The organism is Aeromicrobium changchenzhani, assembly GCF_057586615.1.
Genome location: NZ_CM172480.1, coordinates 16,502 through 32,565, shown reverse-complemented (window position 1 = coordinate 32,565; position 16,064 = coordinate 16,502). Strand labels below are relative to the sequence as shown.

General features: G+C 61.9%; 19 protein-coding genes and 1 pseudogene. 9 read left to right on the top strand and 11 right to left on the bottom strand.

Features of this window, described 5'->3' with window-relative positions; translation table 11 throughout:
- The first annotated feature begins 32 nt into the window (after positions 1 to 32).
- The gene (locus AC2YB9_RS00175; protein ID WP_487266748.1) at positions 33 to 521 is read left to right on the top strand and encodes a GNAT family N-acetyltransferase; all 489 of its coding nucleotides are present in this window, start codon (positions 33 to 35) and stop codon (positions 519 to 521) included.
- 123 nt (positions 522 to 644) lie between these two features.
- On the opposite strand, the gene AC2YB9_RS00170 is transcribed toward AC2YB9_RS00175, so the two are convergent.
- A complete protein-coding gene (locus AC2YB9_RS00170; RefSeq protein ID WP_487266747.1) occupies positions 645 to 1,550 on the bottom strand; it encodes a LysR family transcriptional regulator in 906 nt (301 codons plus the stop codon).
- A gap of 71 nt (positions 1,551 to 1,621) precedes the next feature.
- On the opposite strand from AC2YB9_RS00170, the gene AC2YB9_RS00165 reads away from it, so the two are divergent.
- Together AC2YB9_RS00165 and AC2YB9_RS00160 are read left to right on the top strand one after the other, a co-directional pair.
- Positions 1,622 to 2,602, top strand: coding sequence for an EamA family transporter (locus tag AC2YB9_RS00165; protein WP_487266746.1), 981 nt, complete (start codon positions 1,622 to 1,624; stop codon positions 2,600 to 2,602).
- Between the two features lie 440 nt (positions 2,603 to 3,042).
- A complete protein-coding gene (locus AC2YB9_RS00160) occupies positions 3,043 to 3,477 on the top strand; it encodes a hypothetical protein (protein ID WP_487266745.1) in 435 nt (144 codons plus the stop codon).
- A gap of 40 nt (positions 3,478 to 3,517) precedes the next feature.
- Here AC2YB9_RS00160 and AC2YB9_RS00155 read toward each other — a convergent pair whose 3' ends face one another.
- On the bottom strand, positions 3,518 to 4,306 hold the full coding sequence (locus tag AC2YB9_RS00155) for a hypothetical protein (protein WP_487266744.1): 789 nt from the start codon (positions 4,304 to 4,306) through the stop codon (positions 3,518 to 3,520).
- 140 nt (positions 4,307 to 4,446) lie between these two features.
- On the opposite strand from AC2YB9_RS00155, the gene AC2YB9_RS00150 reads away from it, so the two are divergent.
- A complete protein-coding gene (locus tag AC2YB9_RS00150; RefSeq protein ID WP_487266743.1) occupies positions 4,447 to 4,734 on the top strand; it encodes a hypothetical protein in 288 nt (95 codons plus the stop codon).
- A gap of 381 nt (positions 4,735 to 5,115) precedes the next feature.
- On the opposite strand, the gene AC2YB9_RS00145 is transcribed toward AC2YB9_RS00150, so the two are convergent.
- Positions 5,116 to 5,658: a TIGR03086 family metal-binding protein gene (locus tag AC2YB9_RS00145; protein WP_487266742.1), complete on the bottom strand. Its 543-nt coding sequence runs from the start codon at positions 5,656 to 5,658 to the stop codon at positions 5,116 to 5,118.
- On the opposite strand from AC2YB9_RS00145, the pseudogene AC2YB9_RS00140 reads away from it, so the two are divergent.
- Positions 5,657 to 6,331: pseudogene (locus tag AC2YB9_RS00140) on the top strand (GyrI-like domain-containing protein); the annotation flags it as partial. The gene AC2YB9_RS00145 and the pseudogene AC2YB9_RS00140 overlap by 2 nt on opposite strands.
- 22 nt (positions 6,332 to 6,353) lie before the next feature.
- On the opposite strand, the gene AC2YB9_RS00135 reads toward AC2YB9_RS00140, so the two are convergent.
- Positions 6,354 to 6,548, bottom strand: a complete 195-nt coding sequence (locus tag AC2YB9_RS00135; RefSeq protein WP_487268646.1) for a GNAT family N-acetyltransferase — start codon at positions 6,546 to 6,548, stop codon at positions 6,354 to 6,356.
- Positions 6,549 to 6,786: 238 nt separating this feature from the next.
- On the opposite strand from AC2YB9_RS00135, the gene AC2YB9_RS00130 reads away from it, so the two are divergent.
- Positions 6,787 to 7,329, top strand: coding sequence for a GNAT family N-acetyltransferase (locus AC2YB9_RS00130; protein ID WP_487266741.1), 543 nt, complete (start codon positions 6,787 to 6,789; stop codon positions 7,327 to 7,329).
- Between the two features lie 122 nt (positions 7,330 to 7,451).
- Positions 7,452 to 7,913: a hypothetical protein gene (locus tag AC2YB9_RS00125; protein ID WP_487266740.1), complete on the top strand. Its 462-nt coding sequence runs from the start codon at positions 7,452 to 7,454 to the stop codon at positions 7,911 to 7,913.
- Positions 7,914 to 7,974: 61 nt separating this feature from the next.
- On the opposite strand, the gene AC2YB9_RS00120 is transcribed toward AC2YB9_RS00125, so the two are convergent.
- Together AC2YB9_RS00120 and AC2YB9_RS00115 are read right to left on the bottom strand one after the other, a co-directional pair.
- On the bottom strand, positions 7,975 to 8,199 hold the full coding sequence (locus tag AC2YB9_RS00120) for a hypothetical protein (protein WP_487266739.1): 225 nt from the start codon (positions 8,197 to 8,199) through the stop codon (positions 7,975 to 7,977).
- 65 nt (positions 8,200 to 8,264) lie between these two features.
- On the bottom strand, positions 8,265 to 8,768 hold the full coding sequence (locus tag AC2YB9_RS00115; protein WP_487266738.1) for a universal stress protein: 504 nt from the start codon (positions 8,766 to 8,768) through the stop codon (positions 8,265 to 8,267).
- Between the two features lie 313 nt (positions 8,769 to 9,081).
- On the opposite strand from AC2YB9_RS00115, the gene eno reads away from it, so the two are divergent.
- On the top strand, positions 9,082 to 10,377 hold the full coding sequence (eno, locus tag AC2YB9_RS00110) for a phosphopyruvate hydratase (RefSeq protein WP_487266737.1): 1,296 nt from the start codon (positions 9,082 to 9,084) through the stop codon (positions 10,375 to 10,377).
- Positions 10,378 to 10,455: 78 nt separating this feature from the next.
- On the opposite strand, the gene AC2YB9_RS00105 is transcribed toward eno, so the two are convergent.
- Positions 10,456 to 10,701, bottom strand: a complete 246-nt coding sequence (locus AC2YB9_RS00105) for an SHOCT domain-containing protein (RefSeq protein WP_487268645.1) — start codon at positions 10,699 to 10,701, stop codon at positions 10,456 to 10,458.
- A 284-nt stretch (positions 10,702 to 10,985) separates the two neighbouring features.
- On the opposite strand from AC2YB9_RS00105, the gene AC2YB9_RS00100 reads away from it, so the two are divergent.
- Positions 10,986 to 13,334: a heavy metal translocating P-type ATPase gene (locus AC2YB9_RS00100; protein ID WP_487266736.1), complete on the top strand. Its 2,349-nt coding sequence runs from the start codon at positions 10,986 to 10,988 to the stop codon at positions 13,332 to 13,334.
- A gap of 58 nt (positions 13,335 to 13,392) precedes the next feature.
- Here the strand turns inward: AC2YB9_RS00100 and AC2YB9_RS00095 are convergent, their stop codons facing one another.
- The 4 genes from AC2YB9_RS00095 to AC2YB9_RS00080 all read right to left on the bottom strand — a co-directional run bounded on the left by AC2YB9_RS00095 (position 13,393) and on the right by AC2YB9_RS00080 (position 16,035).
- Positions 13,393 to 13,812 (bottom strand): VOC family protein, encoded by a 420-nt coding sequence (locus AC2YB9_RS00095; RefSeq protein WP_487266735.1) that lies wholly within the window; start codon positions 13,810 to 13,812, stop codon positions 13,393 to 13,395.
- A 73-nt stretch (positions 13,813 to 13,885) separates the two neighbouring features.
- The gene (locus AC2YB9_RS00090; protein WP_487266734.1) at positions 13,886 to 14,896 is read right to left on the bottom strand and encodes a Rossmann-fold NAD(P)-binding domain-containing protein; all 1,011 of its coding nucleotides are present in this window, start codon (positions 14,894 to 14,896) and stop codon (positions 13,886 to 13,888) included.
- Between the two features lie 119 nt (positions 14,897 to 15,015).
- Positions 15,016 to 15,810 carry a ceramidase domain-containing protein gene (locus AC2YB9_RS00085; RefSeq protein WP_487266733.1) on the bottom strand — a complete coding sequence of 265 codons (795 nt, stop codon included), beginning with the start codon at positions 15,808 to 15,810 and terminating at the stop codon, positions 15,016 to 15,018.
- A gap of 99 nt (positions 15,811 to 15,909) precedes the next feature.
- Positions 15,910 to 16,035: a hypothetical protein gene (locus AC2YB9_RS00080; protein ID WP_487266732.1), complete on the bottom strand. Its 126-nt coding sequence runs from the start codon at positions 16,033 to 16,035 to the stop codon at positions 15,910 to 15,912.
- Between the last annotated feature and the right edge of the window lie 29 nt (positions 16,036 to 16,064).

The following is a 16,064-nucleotide window of genomic DNA, read 5'->3' as shown; positions in this document are numbered from 1 at the left end:
CGTGGCTACCGGCTGACCACTAGTCTTCGATCATGAGCGTCCAATTGCGTGTCATTACTGAGGACGACTGGGCAGTCTTTCGGTCGCTGAGGCTGCGTGCGCTAGCCGACTCACCGGATGCTTTCGCCGTCACAAGGGCGGAGGCGGATCAGGAGTCCGAAGCGTTCTGGCGCGAACGATCGAGCGGGCCGCACCCCGTAGTCCTTGCCTTCAGCGGCGATCGAGCGATTGCAATGGGCGGTGTCTATGCGCCGGACGACACTGCCGACGCTTTCATTTGGGGTATGTGGGTCGAACCCGAATCGCGTGGCAAGGGGCTCGGGTCTCGGATAGTTCGCGAACTTGTCGCGTACGTAGACGGACTCCGGCGCGATGCGGTCCTCCACGTCTCAGAAGACAATGCTGCTCGCAGCCTCTACGAAGCGAGCGGCTTCGTCTCAACCGGAGAGTGGGAGCCGTTGCGCGACGGTTCGGACCTTCGCATGGAACTCATGCGGCGGGTGGTCGCGGATTGGAGCTGAGCAGTTCGAGCGCTGCCTGTATCCGGCGACGGACTTGCGGGTCGAACTTTCGTAGCTGGCGTGCCGCCGCACGACTCCTGCACATCACCGCCCTAGCCACCATGCGCCAACCGTGAAACGTCCTTAGGGTGTTTGGTTTTCTACTGCTTGGCCGGCTCGTTTGAGGGCCTGGATCACGCGGCGTGTGGCCAGTCGTTCGGCACGATCTGGTCGCATGGTGGCGAAGACGAACCGACCGGTGGGGATCTGTGTGAGTGGTCGCAAAAGAATTTGTGAGTTCGTCCCGGTGGTGAATCGAGGCAGGACGGCGATCCCGTGACCGGCGGCGACGAATGCCTCGACGAGACGGTTGTCGCGCAGGCGCTGGACCACGTTCAGGGGGTGATTGGTGTGGCGCTCGATCTCCCGGAGCACGGTGTCGAACGGGAAGCCCGGTGGTACCCCTATCCAGTTCTCCTCGACGAGTTGTTCGGGGTTCAGGGTCGACTGAGCAGCCAGCCGATGGCCAACTGGCAAGGCGATATCGAGTGGCTCGCGTACCAGCCGTGCGGTGCGCAAACCCCATGCCGTTGACGGTGCCGTTTTGGTGAGGCTGTGGGCGAGGACGATGTCGTAGTCGGCGGTCAGTGCCGGGAACTCATCCTCGGAAATGTCGACGTCGTCACAGTGGATGTCGATGGAGCTCAGGGCAAGTTCAGTGATTGCCTGCGGCAGGAGGTAGGCCGCAGCGCTAGGGAGCGCCGCGATGGTGACCGTGCCGGTGGGCGCTGAGCGGAAGGCGTCCAGACCTGCCTGGACCTTCTCGATGGCCACGGCCACCTCAATGCCGCCATTCGCCAGCAGATGGCCGGCCGGCGTCAGACGCAAGCCTCGCCCGTCGGCTTCGGTCAACGGGATCCCGAACGCTCGTGCTGCGGTCTTGAGTTGCTGGGACACCGCTGACGGGGTGCGGTGCGTGGCGGTCGCGACCGCACTCACGCTTCCCCGTTCGGCGAACTCACGCAAAATCTCAAGGTGACGCACATCCATGTAGGCACCCTACATTCTCATTGCATTAAATTTCGCTAGTCCTTCACTGTTCCATCGGGCACGCTGAACCTATGCCGATCAGACACCGCCTTCTTGCTGCGAGTGTTGCCGTAATGTGGGGGCTGAACTTTTTGGCAATCCACCTGTCGCTGGAGCACTATCCGCCCTTCTTCCTCGCTGCGCTCCGTTTCGCGCTCATCGCCATCCCGACCATCGCACTCGTACCCCGCCCAGACGTGGCGTTGCGATGGCTGATCGGCTACGGACTGGGCTTTGGGACGTTTCAGTTTCTGTTTCTCTACTGGGGGATGTCTGCGGGGATGCCCACCGGGCTGGCTTCACTGGTACTGCAGTCTTCGGCCCCGTTCACTCTCATCCTCGGTGCCACCTTGTTGCGCGAGCGCGTCTCCGGCGCCCAGATCGTCGGGATCCTTCTCGCCGTCGGCGGTCTGTCTTTGGTCGGTGTGCACCGCGCGGAGGTCGCCAGCGTGGTCCCGTTCATGCTCACCCTCGCCGGGGCAATGGGGTGGGCAATCGGCAATCTGTGCGTCCGGCAGGCTGCGCCGGCCAGGCCGCTGCACCTGACGCTGTGGATGTCCGTCGTCCCGCCGATCCCCATGCTCCTACTGTCTTTGGCGATCGAAGGTCCAGCACGTATTAGTCATAGCCTCACCACCACGTTCACGATCCAGGCTCTGCCGGCACTGCTCGGTCTGGCATACACGATCCTCATCGGCACGGTCGCCGGCTCCGGGATTTGGGTCTGGCTGATGGCCCGTCATCCCGCCGGAGTCGTCGCGCCGTTCTCGCTCCTAGTGCCAGTAGTAGGTATGTCAGCCTCCTGGCTACTCCTCGACGAACAACTCACCAGCTATGACCTCATCGGAGCCGGGATCGTCGTTGCCGGCGTCCTCCTCGGCAGCTCCAAACGACGATCGACAACCTTTGCTCAGGCAGGCCCTCCGGACGTCTTTCCAACACCAGTCCCGACACTGAATCAGAACGACCACGACACCACGGCCAGCAGTGATGACGTGGCCGTCGGCAGGTAAGCCGATGGCGACCCGTCGGTCGTAGTTCTTCGATAGAAGGCGGATGATTGGGCGACGGCATCGGGTGACCACCGTTGCATGCGTGCAAGCACGAAGAGCTGCAACCGGTGCAGCGTAACTAAGCAGAGTGGCGAAAATCTTTCGATGCCCCACGCCCGGGAGAACCCTTACAAACCAAAGCCGGCTGAGTACCGGCCGTAGGTTACGTACGTAACGACAAAATTGGGTGTAGGCCAGCTGTGCAACGAGGGTGTACGTCGTCCAACTGCTCCTTCTCTGGCAGAATTCCGAGCATGAGCTTCAGTTCAAACTGTTCACTGCCGCATAGCGATCGTATGAAGAATTCTTCGGCTATTCTCGCCATGACGGGCGCTATCGCAGTCAGTATGTCTCTGGTCGGGTGTTCGTCAGCTGACGAACCAACGCCACCAGCGTCCATCGTGAAGCACGTTCCTAAGACGTCTGAGTTCGGCACAACGATCAACGAGACCTTGGTCGTACGCGAGGAAACCGGAAACTTCACCGACAAAACGGTCATCTTTGGCTTCAAGAAGGACTCGAAACGAGTTCTTCGTATCGACTGTCTTTCCGCCGGAGTCAAGTGGGTGGATATCCGCTTCGACTCCACCTCGTGGAGCATCAACTGTCGGGCCGAGGGCGCCACCAAGATCAATATCGACCAGCAGAACAACAAAGATAATGAGGAACCCGGCAGCGACCTTCCAGGTGACAAAAAGGGCCACGTAGAGATGTCGCTAACGATGCTCGGTAAGCAACTGGACCTGCAACCGAAAGTTGACGCGGACGACAAGGACCGTTTTAAGCCAGCGCCTGCAGGTTCCAAAGTCGCTTGGTCGCTTTCGTACGCAGAGTGAAGATGAGCAGACAGCCTTCTGCTCGGCGGGTTCTGCCGAATTACTGATCTGCATCGTCGAAGAAGATCAGTCTGGGTGCCGTTTTGGAATCAAAGGTGAATTCGCTGTCGTCTTTCACTGCGGGGGCACGGAGGGTGAACGTATAGGTGCCGTCGTCGCGCCCGATGAGGCTGACGATCTCAAACCCGGCAGGCGAAAGGGTGATCGGTTTGCCGTTCGTTTCCGAGAGGAAATCCTGAAGGAGCGCGTCACGACGGGTCTTGTTGACTTTGACTTGGGACTCGTAGATGAGGGCGTCGTGGGTCGTTACCTTAATGTTAGGGACAGCGAATCCGACGGCGGCGGTTTTGCCGGTCTTGCTGTCGTAGGTGACCTTGTTGCCGGGGATCGCCTTGGTGTTGGTCAGGGTGAACGTGTAGGACGGGTTGCCCTTCCCGTCCTTAGCCAGGGTGTACTGGACGACCTTCACGCTGTTTGACAGCACGCCCAGACTGTCCCTCGCAGCGGTGATCGCGCCGTCTAGGTCGGTGGGGTAATCCCCGTGATAATCGGCGGCATGGGACTTAAGCCCTGTAGCGAAATCCTTCGCATCGGAGATAGTGTCGCCTCGCAACTCCTCATCGCCAGAAGGTTTATAGTCCGCGATGAATGCCTTAAGGTCCGCAAGATCATCACGCGGCCCGGCCGCAGAGGTCGTGGTGGGCTCTGATGAGGTGCCGCTGCTCGCGCAGCCGACAATAGGCAGGACGCCGAATAAAATGACGGCGGCAGTGGTGACGATTCTTTTAATTGCGTATGGGCTCTTTCCGTCCAGGAAATTTGACTGCATTCTATATCGGCAGGAGCGGGATGATGTGTCGCGCGAACCCTCGCACGGCCTTACCGTTGCTTCGCAGGTCACGGCGATCATCCCGGCAGGCAACCGTCCGTGCCACAAACCTAGGCAGCCGTTTGAGGCATGATGATCGCGTGACCTCCAGACTCTTTCCGCTGTCGACCGTGATCTCCGAGGCGAGTGCGGACCAGCGGGAGGAGATCTACCGCGCCCGGCACGGGGTGTACGCGGTGGAGTTGGGTCAGCATCAGCCGAACGTGGAACGCCGACTGACCGATCGGCTTGACGACGTAAACCGATACATCGTCGCGACGCGAGATGGATCGGTTGCAGCGTTCGTGAGCATCACCCCGCCAGGGCCGCACGGGTACTCGATCGACAAATACTTCGACCGCTCGACGTTGCCGTTCGAGCTGGACTAGGGAACGTACGAAGTTCGACTGCTGACTGTTGAGGCTGCGCCCAAACAGCACTCTCTGTGGTTTCACGCGCTCGAGTTACACGGAGTTCGGGTCGTCCGCTGGAACTGATCAAGCACCTCACCTTCGTCGAGCTGCGGTGGCTCGAGTGGGGCTTCGCCGGACGCACTGTCGAGATAAGTGGATCCCCTAACGGAACTTCCGGTCAAGACCCGACTTGCAGGAACATGAGCGATAAAGCAGTCGATTTGGTTTCACCCGTTGGGGCGTCCGGAGCTGGGGTTCGGCTTATGGGATTGCCCGCAGACCTCACGTCCTGCGGGCAATCGAAGATCTCGGTGACAATAAGTCCTGCGTCGGTGGGCTCCAGCCTCGGAGTTGCTCTTAGACCTGCCGACCGAGAAAAGCCGCGAGCCGGTCGGCGACTGGACGAGTTGGATCACACGGTTGCTCGTGACCGAACGGGCGCCCTTCGCCACGCAATGCCGGAGTCAGCACGGGAGCGGTTGCGGCAAAGATCTCCTCGCCGAGTTCGTGATCGAGGTCGCTGTCACCATCGATCGCTCTCGCCAGATCCCAGGCGTGGGTGTAGACGTCGCCAGAGCGAATACTCACGAACACCGGGGCGGGCACTGTTCCGAACGGAAGTTCCACCAGTTGTTCGCGCCAGCTTGGCTCACGCAGCGCAGCATTCGCCTGCTCAGCCATGGCCGCGTGAACGGCGTTGCGGTCACCGCTGGGGAACTTGGGTGTCGTCCTACCGATTCGTGCTGCGGTGGTCTGGTTGCCCTGAACGACATGGTCGATCAGGTCAGCCACGGTCCAATCGCTGCACGGTGTGGTCTTGTCGAGGTCTTCGTCGCTGACCTGTCGTAATACGTCAGCGAACACAATTTGGGCACGCTCATGCATCTCGGTCACATCCATGACGTCAAGTCTCGCACGCCCGATTCACGTATCCTTGGAATACCTCATCGATGTCACCTGCAGCACATGCACTCCCGTGGAGGAGACCATGGAAAGTTACGGCATTAAGAAGGCGTTCCCAGCGCTGTACGCCCCCAACTCGGGAGACTTCCAAGTTGTCGAGGTTCCCCAGCTGTCATTCCTGATGATTGATGGACACGGCGACCCAAACGACTCACCTGCCTACGCCGCGGCAGTCGAAGCGCTGTTTTCCCTCTCATATGGCGTTCGTGCGATCGCGAAGACCGATCTCGAACGGGTCCATACCGTCGGGCCACTCGAGGGGTTGTGGAGCGCCGACGACCCCGCCGTGTTCGTGGCTCGAGACAAAAGTGCGTGGGACTGGACGATGATGATCTCCCAACCGGCCTGGATCACCCCGGGCATCGTCGCCGAAGCGATCACGAAGACGCAGAAGAAGAAGCAGAAGAAGAAGCAACTCTCGGCGCTGGAACGGATGCGCTTTGAGCCGTACACCGAAGGCAGCAGTGTCCAGATACTGCACGTCGGCTCATATGACTCCGAAGCGCCGGTGCTCGCTCGGCTCCACGACGAGTACCTCCCCGACAACGGCCTCAGGTTCAACGGTAAACACCACGAGATTTACCTGTCCGATCCACGCCGCACCGAGCCTGCGAAGCTACGAAGCTACGAAGCTACGAACAATCCTTCGCCAACCGGTCACCGCAGTTTCCTAAATGTTGACGCGTCTGCTTCAACCGATACTGATCCGCTCCGTGGACGCCGAACAGCCAGTCGACAACGCCGACGACGGCTTCCCGCCCGATTCCCTGTCGCTGCCAAGCCGGAGCAATCGTGACGCCGAGTTCGTAAGTGTCGGGCTGGTCCATCCAGGTGTGCACGGCCACATCGCCGACTAGCTGGTCGGAGTCACGAGGGTGCGCCGCCACTGTAGCCAAATGCCAAGGGGCAATGCAGGAACGCTTCGACACTAATCAGCCACCGGACCGCTGGCAGCCGTTACGCAACCATTGATACTCGGCGCACTTACGTGATCTCATTGCCGTCGTCGATAACCTTGCGTCATCAGACTGGGCGACGTGGCGTGCGACAAGGGAAGGTGCCTGAGTGGACGACAAGACCAGTGGACGACCCTCGATACTGATGAGACCCCTGGGGCTCGCGGACGAGAAGCAGGCCTTGCAGGCACATGAGGAACTCGCCCACGATGGCTTCGAGTTCCTGTTCGATCTGGACCCGGAAGCACCATGGTCGACGTACTGTGCGCGGCTGGAGAACCAACGCTTCGACGTAGACCTACCTGATGGCCTGGTGCCAGCGACGTTTCTTGTGGCTGAGGTTGAAGGGCAGATCATTGGCCGGGTTTCGATCCGGCACGCGCTCAACACCTATCTCGCCGAGGTTGGGGGTCACATCGGTTTCGGGGTTCGTCCCGGCTTTCGTCGCCGGGGTTATGCCACCGCGATACTGCGCCAGGCCCTTGTGATCGCGTCGTCGATTGGTCTTGAGCGTGTGCTGGTGACCTGCGATGCCGACAACATGGGCTCCGCCAAGGTAATCGAGAACTGCGGTGGCGTCTTCGAGAACGTCACGGCGGGCCTTGACGGGTCGGTGCCCAAGCGCCGCTACTGGATCGAGACCGGCGCGTAACGCTGGCCGACGACCGGGTAACCATCCGCTGCGGGACGGTCACGGCCGAGCGTCGGTTGTCGATGGGGCTGCGGCGTGACACGGTCTACATCTAGGAGTCATCCATTGACGAAGGAGCGACTATGAGCGAAGCGACTGCGTTCGACCCCGCGCCCCATGAGAAGTTGGCAGCATTTCTGGGCGACTGGCACGCACAAGGGACTTCGTACGGTGGAGATCACCAGTCACCAGACAATCCGCACGCCGATCCCACACCCTGGAGCAGCATCCACTCGGCGCGTTGGCACTCGGGCAATTACTTCGTGGTGCAAGACGAGCGGGCAAAAGGCCCGTTCGACACTCTGAGCCTGATGGGTTGGGACGCCGAAGCCGGGCGTTACTTCGCTCGTACGATCGAGAACCACGGCTTCGCCCGCGACTACACGATGACCGTTGATGACCGCAGCTGGACGCTCACCGGCGAGCACGAGCGCGCCACCCACACGTTCAGCGAAGACGGATGCACCCAAGACATTTCATGGGAATGGAAACCCGGCCAACAATGGCTTCCACTATGCAACCGAACTGCCCATCGCATCGACTGACGCACGACCAATCTGCCAATCGGTTATACGACGGCCCTATGCCGATAGCCGGCCTGTCGGGTCATGGTCTTTGGTTGCGCGGATGGTTCTTGGCGACGCGCTTGTTCCCGCGCTTATAGTTGCCCGTCACCCGAGCCATCAGCGCCTGTGAATCGCCGACCTCCACGGCGGCCAAGAACCAGTCAGCAGCGGCGCCGCGGAGCGTTGTTGCACGGCGACCGTTGTGACTGATCTCCACATCATTGCCAACCCTCTTGAAGGCAAAGCCGCTGGGTCGATTTCCCATAGGTTCAGCATGCCACGTCTCGATTTCCAAGCGCCCATCCAGACCGCGGTCCCGCAGCCGTCCCGTCAGGCGGAGTCGGCTGTCCCATCGGGCACGACCACAACGGGTCGGGTGGTGTTGCCCGCGAGGAGGTGGTATTCGGTGGAGCCACCGAGCATTCGGGCCACGGTGGCGCCGAACCCGTGGCCGTGCGCCCCGATGACGACCATCAGCGCGTCGGTTTGCTCAGCGACATCGCTCAACAGACGCACCGGGTCTCCGTGGGTCGCGTGGAACGACCAGTGCCCCGAGAAACCGGCCAACAGTTCGCCGATGGCTCGTTCCTCACCACGCAGAGTCTCGCGCGCCTCCCCCTCCCAGTTGTCAGCGTCCGGGTCTAACGGATAGTCGCTGAGGTTGATTGCATGGACAACGTGAAGATCGCCGCCAAGACGTACAGCAAGGTCCGCGGCGAAAGCCAGCGCCGACGGCGCCGCGTCGTGACGGTCGTAGCCGACCACAAGTCGACATTCTGGTGTTGCTGAGGTGTCATCTCTGACGGTGACATGAAGCGGCTCTGCGTGGTTCATGATTCGTTCCTCCTAGAGGTTGCGGTTCGGTCGTCGGTCACCCGGCGAGGTGGACGACGATGCCGAACCGGCGCGGGCCAAGATCAGCACCACGTACGTCACGGCGTGCTCCGATCTCGCATCAGATAGGAACCGTTGGCAGTCATTACTGCAGTTGCCGTCGAGCCCCACCACCGTCTGTTTCAGAGTAGCGCCGCCGACCCGCCGCTCCTGAAACCACTCCACCGGTGGGGTACGAGGACTCAGGTCCCTTCTTAGTCTTATGCGACCGGGGGCAGACTGGACGTATCCCGCCAACCGTCCTTGGAGTCCCATGAGTATTCGCATCGAGTCCGTGCACGCCGTCGAGATCCTCGACTCGCGAGGTCGACCAACCCTCTCGGTATGCCTCAAGACTCCCAACGGGATCACCCGCGCCGGCGTCCCTTCCGGTGCATCCACAGGGAGCGGCGAGGCAGTCGAGCTACGCGACGACGACCTGGCGCGATTCAAGGGAAAAGGCACCCTGACGGCAGTCGGCCACGTCAACGTCGACATCAGCGCGGCGCTCAGTGGTCGCGACTTTTCGGACCTGGCCGCGCTGGATCGTCACCTGATCGAACTGGACGGGACGGCGAACAAACACCGTCTTGGAGCTAACGCGCTCGTCGGGGTCTCGATGGCTGCCGCGCGCGCCTTCGCAGACTCCGAAGGCCTTGCGTTATGGCAGTACCTCACACCTCCCGGCGTTCAGGCAATGCTGCCAGTGCCACACTTCAACGTTCTTAACGGCGGCGCGCACGCACCGAACTCGCTCGACTTCCAAGAGTTCATGATCGCGCCGGTCGGTGCGCCTAGTTTTGCCGAGGCCGTGCGTGCTGGAGCCGAGGTGTATGCCGCCTTGAAGGCGCGCCTGACAGCGGAAGGTTTCGCGACGGGCCTGGGCGACGAGGGAGGATTCGCCCCAGACATCGCCGAGCCCGAGAACGTGCTTGCGACGATCGTCGCAGCGATCAAGGATGCGGGGAACACCCCTGGACCTGATGGAGTAGCAATCGCGTTGGACCCCGCTGCTAACGAGTTTCATCACGATGGCCACTACGTCGTGGCAGGGGAAACGCTCAGCACATCCGCGCTGATTGACTACTACGTGGACCTCCTAGGCCGCTTTCCGATCTGGAGTATCGAGGACGGGCTGGCAGAGGCGGACTGGGACGGCTGGGTGCAGCTCACGGCGCGCATCGGTGCGACGACGCAGGTTGTCGGGGACGACATCTTCGTCACGAACCCCGCGATTATCCGCGATGCCATTACACGCAAGGTCGGCAACGCCGCGCTGATCAAGGTCAACCAGATCGGGACGGTCACCGAGACCCTCGAGGCACTGCAGGTGTGTCGAGAGGCCGGATACGCTGCCATGATTTCCCACCGCTCCGGCGAGACCGACGACCCATTCATCGCTGACCTCGCAATCGGGTCGGGCTGTGGCCAACTCAAGTCGGGCGCTCCCGCACGCGGCGAGCGAATCGCAAAGTACAACCGGATCCTCGAAGTGGCCGATGCCCATCCGGACTTGGCGATGGCCTCAATCAAAGCTGCGCCGACCCGACCCGCCGACCCGTCTCACTAGTCGCCAACGGCGCGTCGTCGAAGGCGTCCGTCCTAGTGGGCAGAAAAGGGCGGACTGCTCAGCTGTTGGAAGTGGGTGTCATTCGTTCATGCGGAGTGTCGCTTGGCGGGCGTGATACTCATCGGCGTCGATTTCTCCGCGAGCGAAGCGTTCACGGAGAATGTCCTGGGGATCTAGGTGAGGAGTTCTGGCCTCTTGTTTGCCTTCACCTGTTCTGCCGACGACGGCGATCAGTCCGAAGATCACCAGCGCCCAGAAGGCCACCATCATCACAGCCATAGCGGCCCAGCCGCCCCAACCCATCCCGTCGTGCCACCACATCATGGCCACTCAACTCCTTTTGTTGTCGTCCACATCTCTGACCAAACAACCCGTTGCGAGCGGAAAGCTCGTGAATGTGGGGTAGCAATCATTCTCACCGGTGTTGCTTCTCCGATTCAGTAGCAAAGGGCCCCTCCTGTCGGGGCCGAGGTCCTGACCGGAAAAGCCAGCTGGCCCTTGCGTTGAGTATACCCCTAGGGGGTAATGTAGGTGGCGCAGGAAATGATCCGGACAGAGAACACCCGATGGACACGCCCGGCTATGTGGACAACAAAGAAGGCTCAACCATGACAAACAATGCAGGGACCGGCCAGAAGACGACCGACAGTGCCGTAGGCACCGTGAAGGATCCGGTCTGCGGCATGGACGTCGATCCGCACAATACTGCTTTTCATTCCGAGCATGGCGAGCATCCCTACTACTTCTGCTCTGAGCACTGCAAGGCGAGTTTCGACGCGAACCCTGAAAAGTACACCAGCGCTGCCGCCGCCTCGACGCCTACAGCGACTGCTGCGAGCGAGACGGCCGAGTACACCTGTCCGATGCACCCTGAGATCCGTCAGTCAGGGCCCGGCGCTTGCCCGATCTGCGGTATGGCGTTGGAACCTGTGGAGGTATCAGCCGACAGCGGACCCAATGCGGAGCTCGCGGACATGAGCCGGCGTTTCTGGATTGGGCTGGTGTTCGCACTGCCGGTGTTCGTGCTGGAGATGGGCGGCCACCTGTTCCCCGCAATGCATGATGTGATTTCTCCGAAGACGTCCATTTGGATCCAGTTCGTGTTGGCAACTCCGGTCGTCCTGTGGGCTGGCTGGCCGTTCTTCGTGCGCGGCTGGATCTCGCTACGCACGATGAAGCTCAACATGTTCACGCTGATCGCGATGGGCACTGGCGTGGCCTGGCTTTTCAGCGTGGTCGCCACGCTGGCGCCGGGCATCTTCCCCGCTTCCTTCAGGTCGATGGATGGGACGGTCGACGTCTACTTCGAGGCCGCAGCCGTCATCACCGTCTTGGTGCTGCTCGGCCAGGTGTTGGAGTTGCGTGCCCACGAACAAACCTCTGGCGCGATCAAAGCGCTGCTGGATTTGACGCCGAAGACTGCTCGCAGGATCGACGCTGACGGCAGCGAGAACGAAGTGCCGCTGGATGAGGTGCGGCTGGGCGACCGGATCCGCGTACGACCCGGTGAAAAGATCCCCGTCGACGGCCAGGTCGAAGAGGGCCGTTCCTCGATCGACGAGTCGCTCGTCACTGGCGAGTCGATGCCGGTCACCAGGACCAGCGGTGACGCGGTCATCGCGGGAACGGTGAACCAGACCGGCAGCCTGATCATCGTTGCCCAGAAGGTGGGCCGCGAGACGATGCTGGCTCAGATCGTGTCCATGGTGGCCGACGCCCAGCGATCACGGGCTCCCATCCAGGGTCTTGCCGACCGGGTCGCGGCGCTGTTCGTCCCCACCGTCATCAGCATCGCCGTCATTGCCTTTGTCATCTGGTCACTGGTCGGACCCGACCCGCGGCTCGCTCACGCTCTGATCGTGGCGGTCGCTGTCCTGATCATCGCCTGCCCCTGTGCTCTCGGCCTGGCAACACCGATGTCGATCATGGTCGGCGTCGGCCGCGGCGCAGGACTCGGCGTCCTAATCAAGAACGCCGAAGCCCTGGAGCGTATGGAAAAGGTCGACACACTCGTGGTCGACAAGACCGGAACACTAACCGAAGGCCGCCCCTCGGTCACCCACATTGAGACAATGAGCGGTTTCGACAACGATCACGTGCTCGCCGTGGCAGCGAGCGTCGAACGTGCCTCCGAACATCCGTTGGGTCGAGCGATTGTCGAAGCAGCAGAAACAGCTGGCCTAGATATCGCTGACGTCACCGATTTCGACTCACCCGTCGGCAAGGGCGTAATAGGAACTGTTGCAGGCGAACACATCGTCATCGGCAACGCCGACTTCCTGAACGACGCTGGCGTCGACACCACCGAATTGGCAGCTCGAGCCGATGAACTTCGCCGCGAAGGTGCTACCGCCATCTTCACGGGTATCGACGGCCACTTGGCCGCGGTGTTCGCCATCGCTGATCCGATTAAGCCGACAACCGCCGACGCCATCGCTGCTCTGCACGAGGATGGCATTCGCGTCATCATGCTGACCGGTGACAATCGCACGTCCGCAGAAGCCGTCGCACGTCAGCTCGGCATTGACGAGGTCGAGGCCGAAGTTCTTCCCGACCAGAAAAGCGCGGTGGTAGAACGGCTTCGCGGTGAAGGAAGAATCATCGCCATGGCCGGCGACGGCGTTAACGACGCACCCGCCCTCGCCGCGGCCGACGTCGGTATCGCGATGGGAACGGGCACCGACGTGGCCATCGAGAGCGCCGGAATCACCCTCCTCAAGGGCGACCTCACCGGCATCGTCCGCGCCCGCAAACTGTCGGAAGCGACGATGTCCAACATCCGGCAAAACCTCGTCTTCGCCTTCGCCTACAACACCGCCGGAATTCCCATCGCCGCGGGCGTCTTGTATCCGTTCTTCGGGTTGCTGCTTTCCCCGATCATCGCGGCCGCCGCGATGTCCTTTTCCTCGGTCAGCGTCATCGGCAACGCCCTAAGACTGCGCACACAAAAACTCTGACGATACGGCGACTGCGCGTCGGCTATCACCACGATGTGCACTGGGGAGCGGGAAGAACTCAGGTAGCTGCCAGATGGGGCGTGGAGCAGACACCCAGCAAGACACCGTCGGGTGACTGAAAGCGCGTGATGACTTGCCCCCACGGCTCAGTGCGGACCGGGTGGACGAGACGGTAGCCCTTGCCGCGCAACTCTGCCGCCGCCGCCTCTACGTCGTCCACCTCGAACTCGATCGTGGCCTGCGGCACTGGATGCGTCGCGGGCCACTCCGGCGTACCGAAACAGGCGCTTGCCGCCTCCGACAGCGGCCAAATCCCGAAGTGCTTGACGCCTTCGATGTGTTCGGAATACCGATACTCCGAATTTGGAACACTGGCTGGCGGCCGGAGCGCAAGGCCCAACGTGTCGACGAGGAGACTGATGTCCTGCACCGGTTTACTGCTGATGACGGCAAACCCAGCGACAAAAAGAACTTTCATGCGATGAGTCTTCCATCCCCGTCACGACGCGGTTCACCGTCTCGGCCCGCGATCGATCACCGGACACGGTCCTCTATCTGGTGATCGCGGAGAGGATTCGCAGCAATTCCTTCTCTTCGTTGTCGGTGAGGCCGGCACCGTGCGGCCCTTGGTCCCGGCGGCTTTCTTCCCAGGCGAGGGTGTCGGCCAGCGTGTCCTCGAGCGGCCGAGTCGTCAAACCGGCGGCCCGGGCGCGGTCGGTGCTTCGGGCGTTGAAGCCGTACCAGTCCGGGTCATCGATCCACAGTGGCAGCGATCGCGGACCCATCCACATTTGGACCTCGTGCTCGCTGAGCCAGCCCGGTGTGGCTGCGACCAGCGGGCCGGAGTGACCGGCGACGGTACGGGCGACGATCAGGTGATCCGCCAATCGACACAGCTCCCCGGCTGCGTTGTACGTCCCCGATGTGCCAGCCTCAGCACAGGCCACCAGCCACAGCGCCAGATCACGGGCGTCGATCACGCTGGTCGGTAGATCGGGACCGTCGGGCACAAGTACCTCTTGATTGTGATTCGAGGGGTGGGCGAAGCGCCACGGCCAGTAGCTCGACCGCCCGAATTCATCGCCGGGCCCACCGATGAGCCCAGCCCGGGCAATCAAGGCGCGGTCCGGCCCGAATCCGTTGAGCACAGCCTCCTCGCAAGCGGACTTGGCCTCGCCGTAGAACTCCATCGACTCCATCACGTCCGAGGACAGTGGCGGCAGCAATGGGGCATCCTCGTCTTGACCGAGCTCGCGTTGGCTGGCGTAGACGTTTCCGCTGGAGACGAACAGAAACCGCCGGGCCATCGGTTGCAATGCGGTGACCGCTCGACGCACGTGGCCGGGCTGACGCCCAACATCAACCACAGCGTCCCACGATTGGCCGGTTACGGCGTCATAGGCATCCGGGTTGTCGCGGTTGCCGATCACCGATCGGCACCCTTCAGCGAACTGCCCGGACTGCCCGCGAGCCAGGCACGTCACCGCGTGACCCCGCGCGACCGCTACCGCGGCTATTTCGCGACCCAGCCATGCCGTACCGCCCAGAACAAGAAGATCCATGCCGCATGACATCACGACGCCCAGCCGACAAGAAAGGGATTTCGCTCACGGCGTAGGTGCAGCTCTCCCAGCGACGTTGCAACAACCGATTGAACTCGTATTTCCCAAGGCCTGATCCCTCAACTGGTGACGGTTCGCTCGCTCGCGTACAAACGGAACAACAGGTATGCCGCGACGGCCCCCAAAAGATGCCAGGCCGCGTGGCCCTGGATGAGTGAGTCCGGGTCGCACCAGCCGTGCTGGGACAGGTTCCAGATCGTGAATGCGACGAGCATCGACGTCAGTGCGGCGGCGCCGTACCTCAGATCGGCCCGCGCGCGACCACCCCGCCACAGCATCGTCTCCACGACCACGGCGACCACGAGCAAAAACGCGAACGCCACGTTGCCGGCGAAGTGCACCACCGGGAGGACCGGCCCCCAGATACCGATCAGCTCGCATGCGGCAACGAGCAGCAAGAACACCGACCAGAAGAACCTCGAATTTCGACGCCGCCAGCGGGTCACGGCGTATGCCGCCGCGAAGCTTGCGACGAGGTACATCGAGGTCAGGTCCAACAGCCCGCCCAGCGACGACTGGGTTGCGTGCATGGCAGCACTCGCCGGGCCCAGGATCACCACGAGGCACGCGTAGCCGGTCGCGAGTCCGGGGAACCGCGGCAACGTGTCGCCCAGGCGCTCCGGGAAGCGAGCCCGCCAACCGATCGTCAGTCCGGCGACGACGAACCCCAGGTTGGAGAACGCGTTGGCCGGCTGCTTGACCCAGCCGGCGCGAGCGGCCTCGCAAAAATTGGCCCCGCGGCCGGTGTCGGCGCCGAGCCAGCCGAAGCGCACGGCCAAGGCCAGCAGGCCGATCGACACAGTCGCCGTCACGACCGTCGCGACGACGGGACGAAGGTCGCGGACAGTGGGCACGTCGTTAATCTAGCGGAGTTCGGCGGTCATACTCTTGGTTCGTTGCTGATCAACTCGAGTTGCAGGGCAGCGACCGAGCAGACGTTGTTCTTCAACATCTCAAGTCGGTGCGAGCCAGCGGATCAGATCGTTGGAGAGGTTCACTTCGTACGCAAGACTTCGTAGGTCTTCCGCAGTCGCATCGATGCCACGGAACCAAGCTAGGCCGGCCTCTGTTATTGCCAAGCCCGCACATTCCCGATACATCTTGTCGA

Bases quoted from the DNA above. Each gene is read 5' to 3' on its own strand.
- AC2YB9_RS00095 (WP_487266735.1), bottom strand. From the start codon at position 13,812: ATGAAAGTTCTTTTTGTCGCTGGGTTTGCCGTCATCAGCAGTAAACCG.
- AC2YB9_RS00165 (WP_487266746.1), top strand. From the start codon at position 1,622: ATGCCGATCAGACACCGCCTTCTTGCTGCGAGTGTTGCCGTAATGTGG.
- AC2YB9_RS00125 (WP_487266740.1), top strand. From the start codon at position 7,452: ATGAGCGAAGCGACTGCGTTCGACCCCGCGCCCCATGAGAAGTTGGCA.
- AC2YB9_RS00090 (WP_487266734.1), bottom strand. From the start codon at position 14,896: ATGGATCTTCTTGTTCTGGGCGGTACGGCATGGCTGGGTCGCGAAATA.
- AC2YB9_RS00145 (WP_487266742.1), bottom strand. From the start codon at position 5,658: ATGGATGTGACCGAGATGCATGAGCGTGCCCAAATTGTGTTCGCTGAC.
- AC2YB9_RS00115 (WP_487266738.1), bottom strand. From the start codon at position 8,768: ATGAACCACGCAGAGCCGCTTCATGTCACCGTCAGAGATGACACCTCA.
- eno (WP_487266737.1), top strand. From the start codon at position 9,082: ATGAGTATTCGCATCGAGTCCGTGCACGCCGTCGAGATCCTCGACTCG.
- AC2YB9_RS00170 (WP_487266747.1), bottom strand. From the start codon at position 1,550: ATGGATGTGCGTCACCTTGAGATTTTGCGTGAGTTCGCCGAACGGGGA.
- AC2YB9_RS00105 (WP_487268645.1), bottom strand. From the start codon at position 10,701: ATGATGTGGTGGCACGACGGGATGGGTTGGGGCGGCTGGGCCGCTATG.
- AC2YB9_RS00135 (WP_487268646.1), bottom strand. From the start codon at position 6,548: ATGGACCAGCCCGACACTTACGAACTCGGCGTCACGATTGCTCCGGCT.
- AC2YB9_RS00100 (WP_487266736.1), top strand. From the start codon at position 10,986: ATGACAAACAATGCAGGGACCGGCCAGAAGACGACCGACAGTGCCGTA.
- AC2YB9_RS00175 (WP_487266748.1), top strand. From the start codon at position 33: ATGAGCGTCCAATTGCGTGTCATTACTGAGGACGACTGGGCAGTCTTT.
- AC2YB9_RS00120 (WP_487266739.1), bottom strand. From the start codon at position 8,199: ATGGGAAATCGACCCAGCGGCTTTGCCTTCAAGAGGGTTGGCAATGAT.
- AC2YB9_RS00155 (WP_487266744.1), bottom strand. From the start codon at position 4,306: ATGCAGTCAAATTTCCTGGACGGAAAGAGCCCATACGCAATTAAAAGA.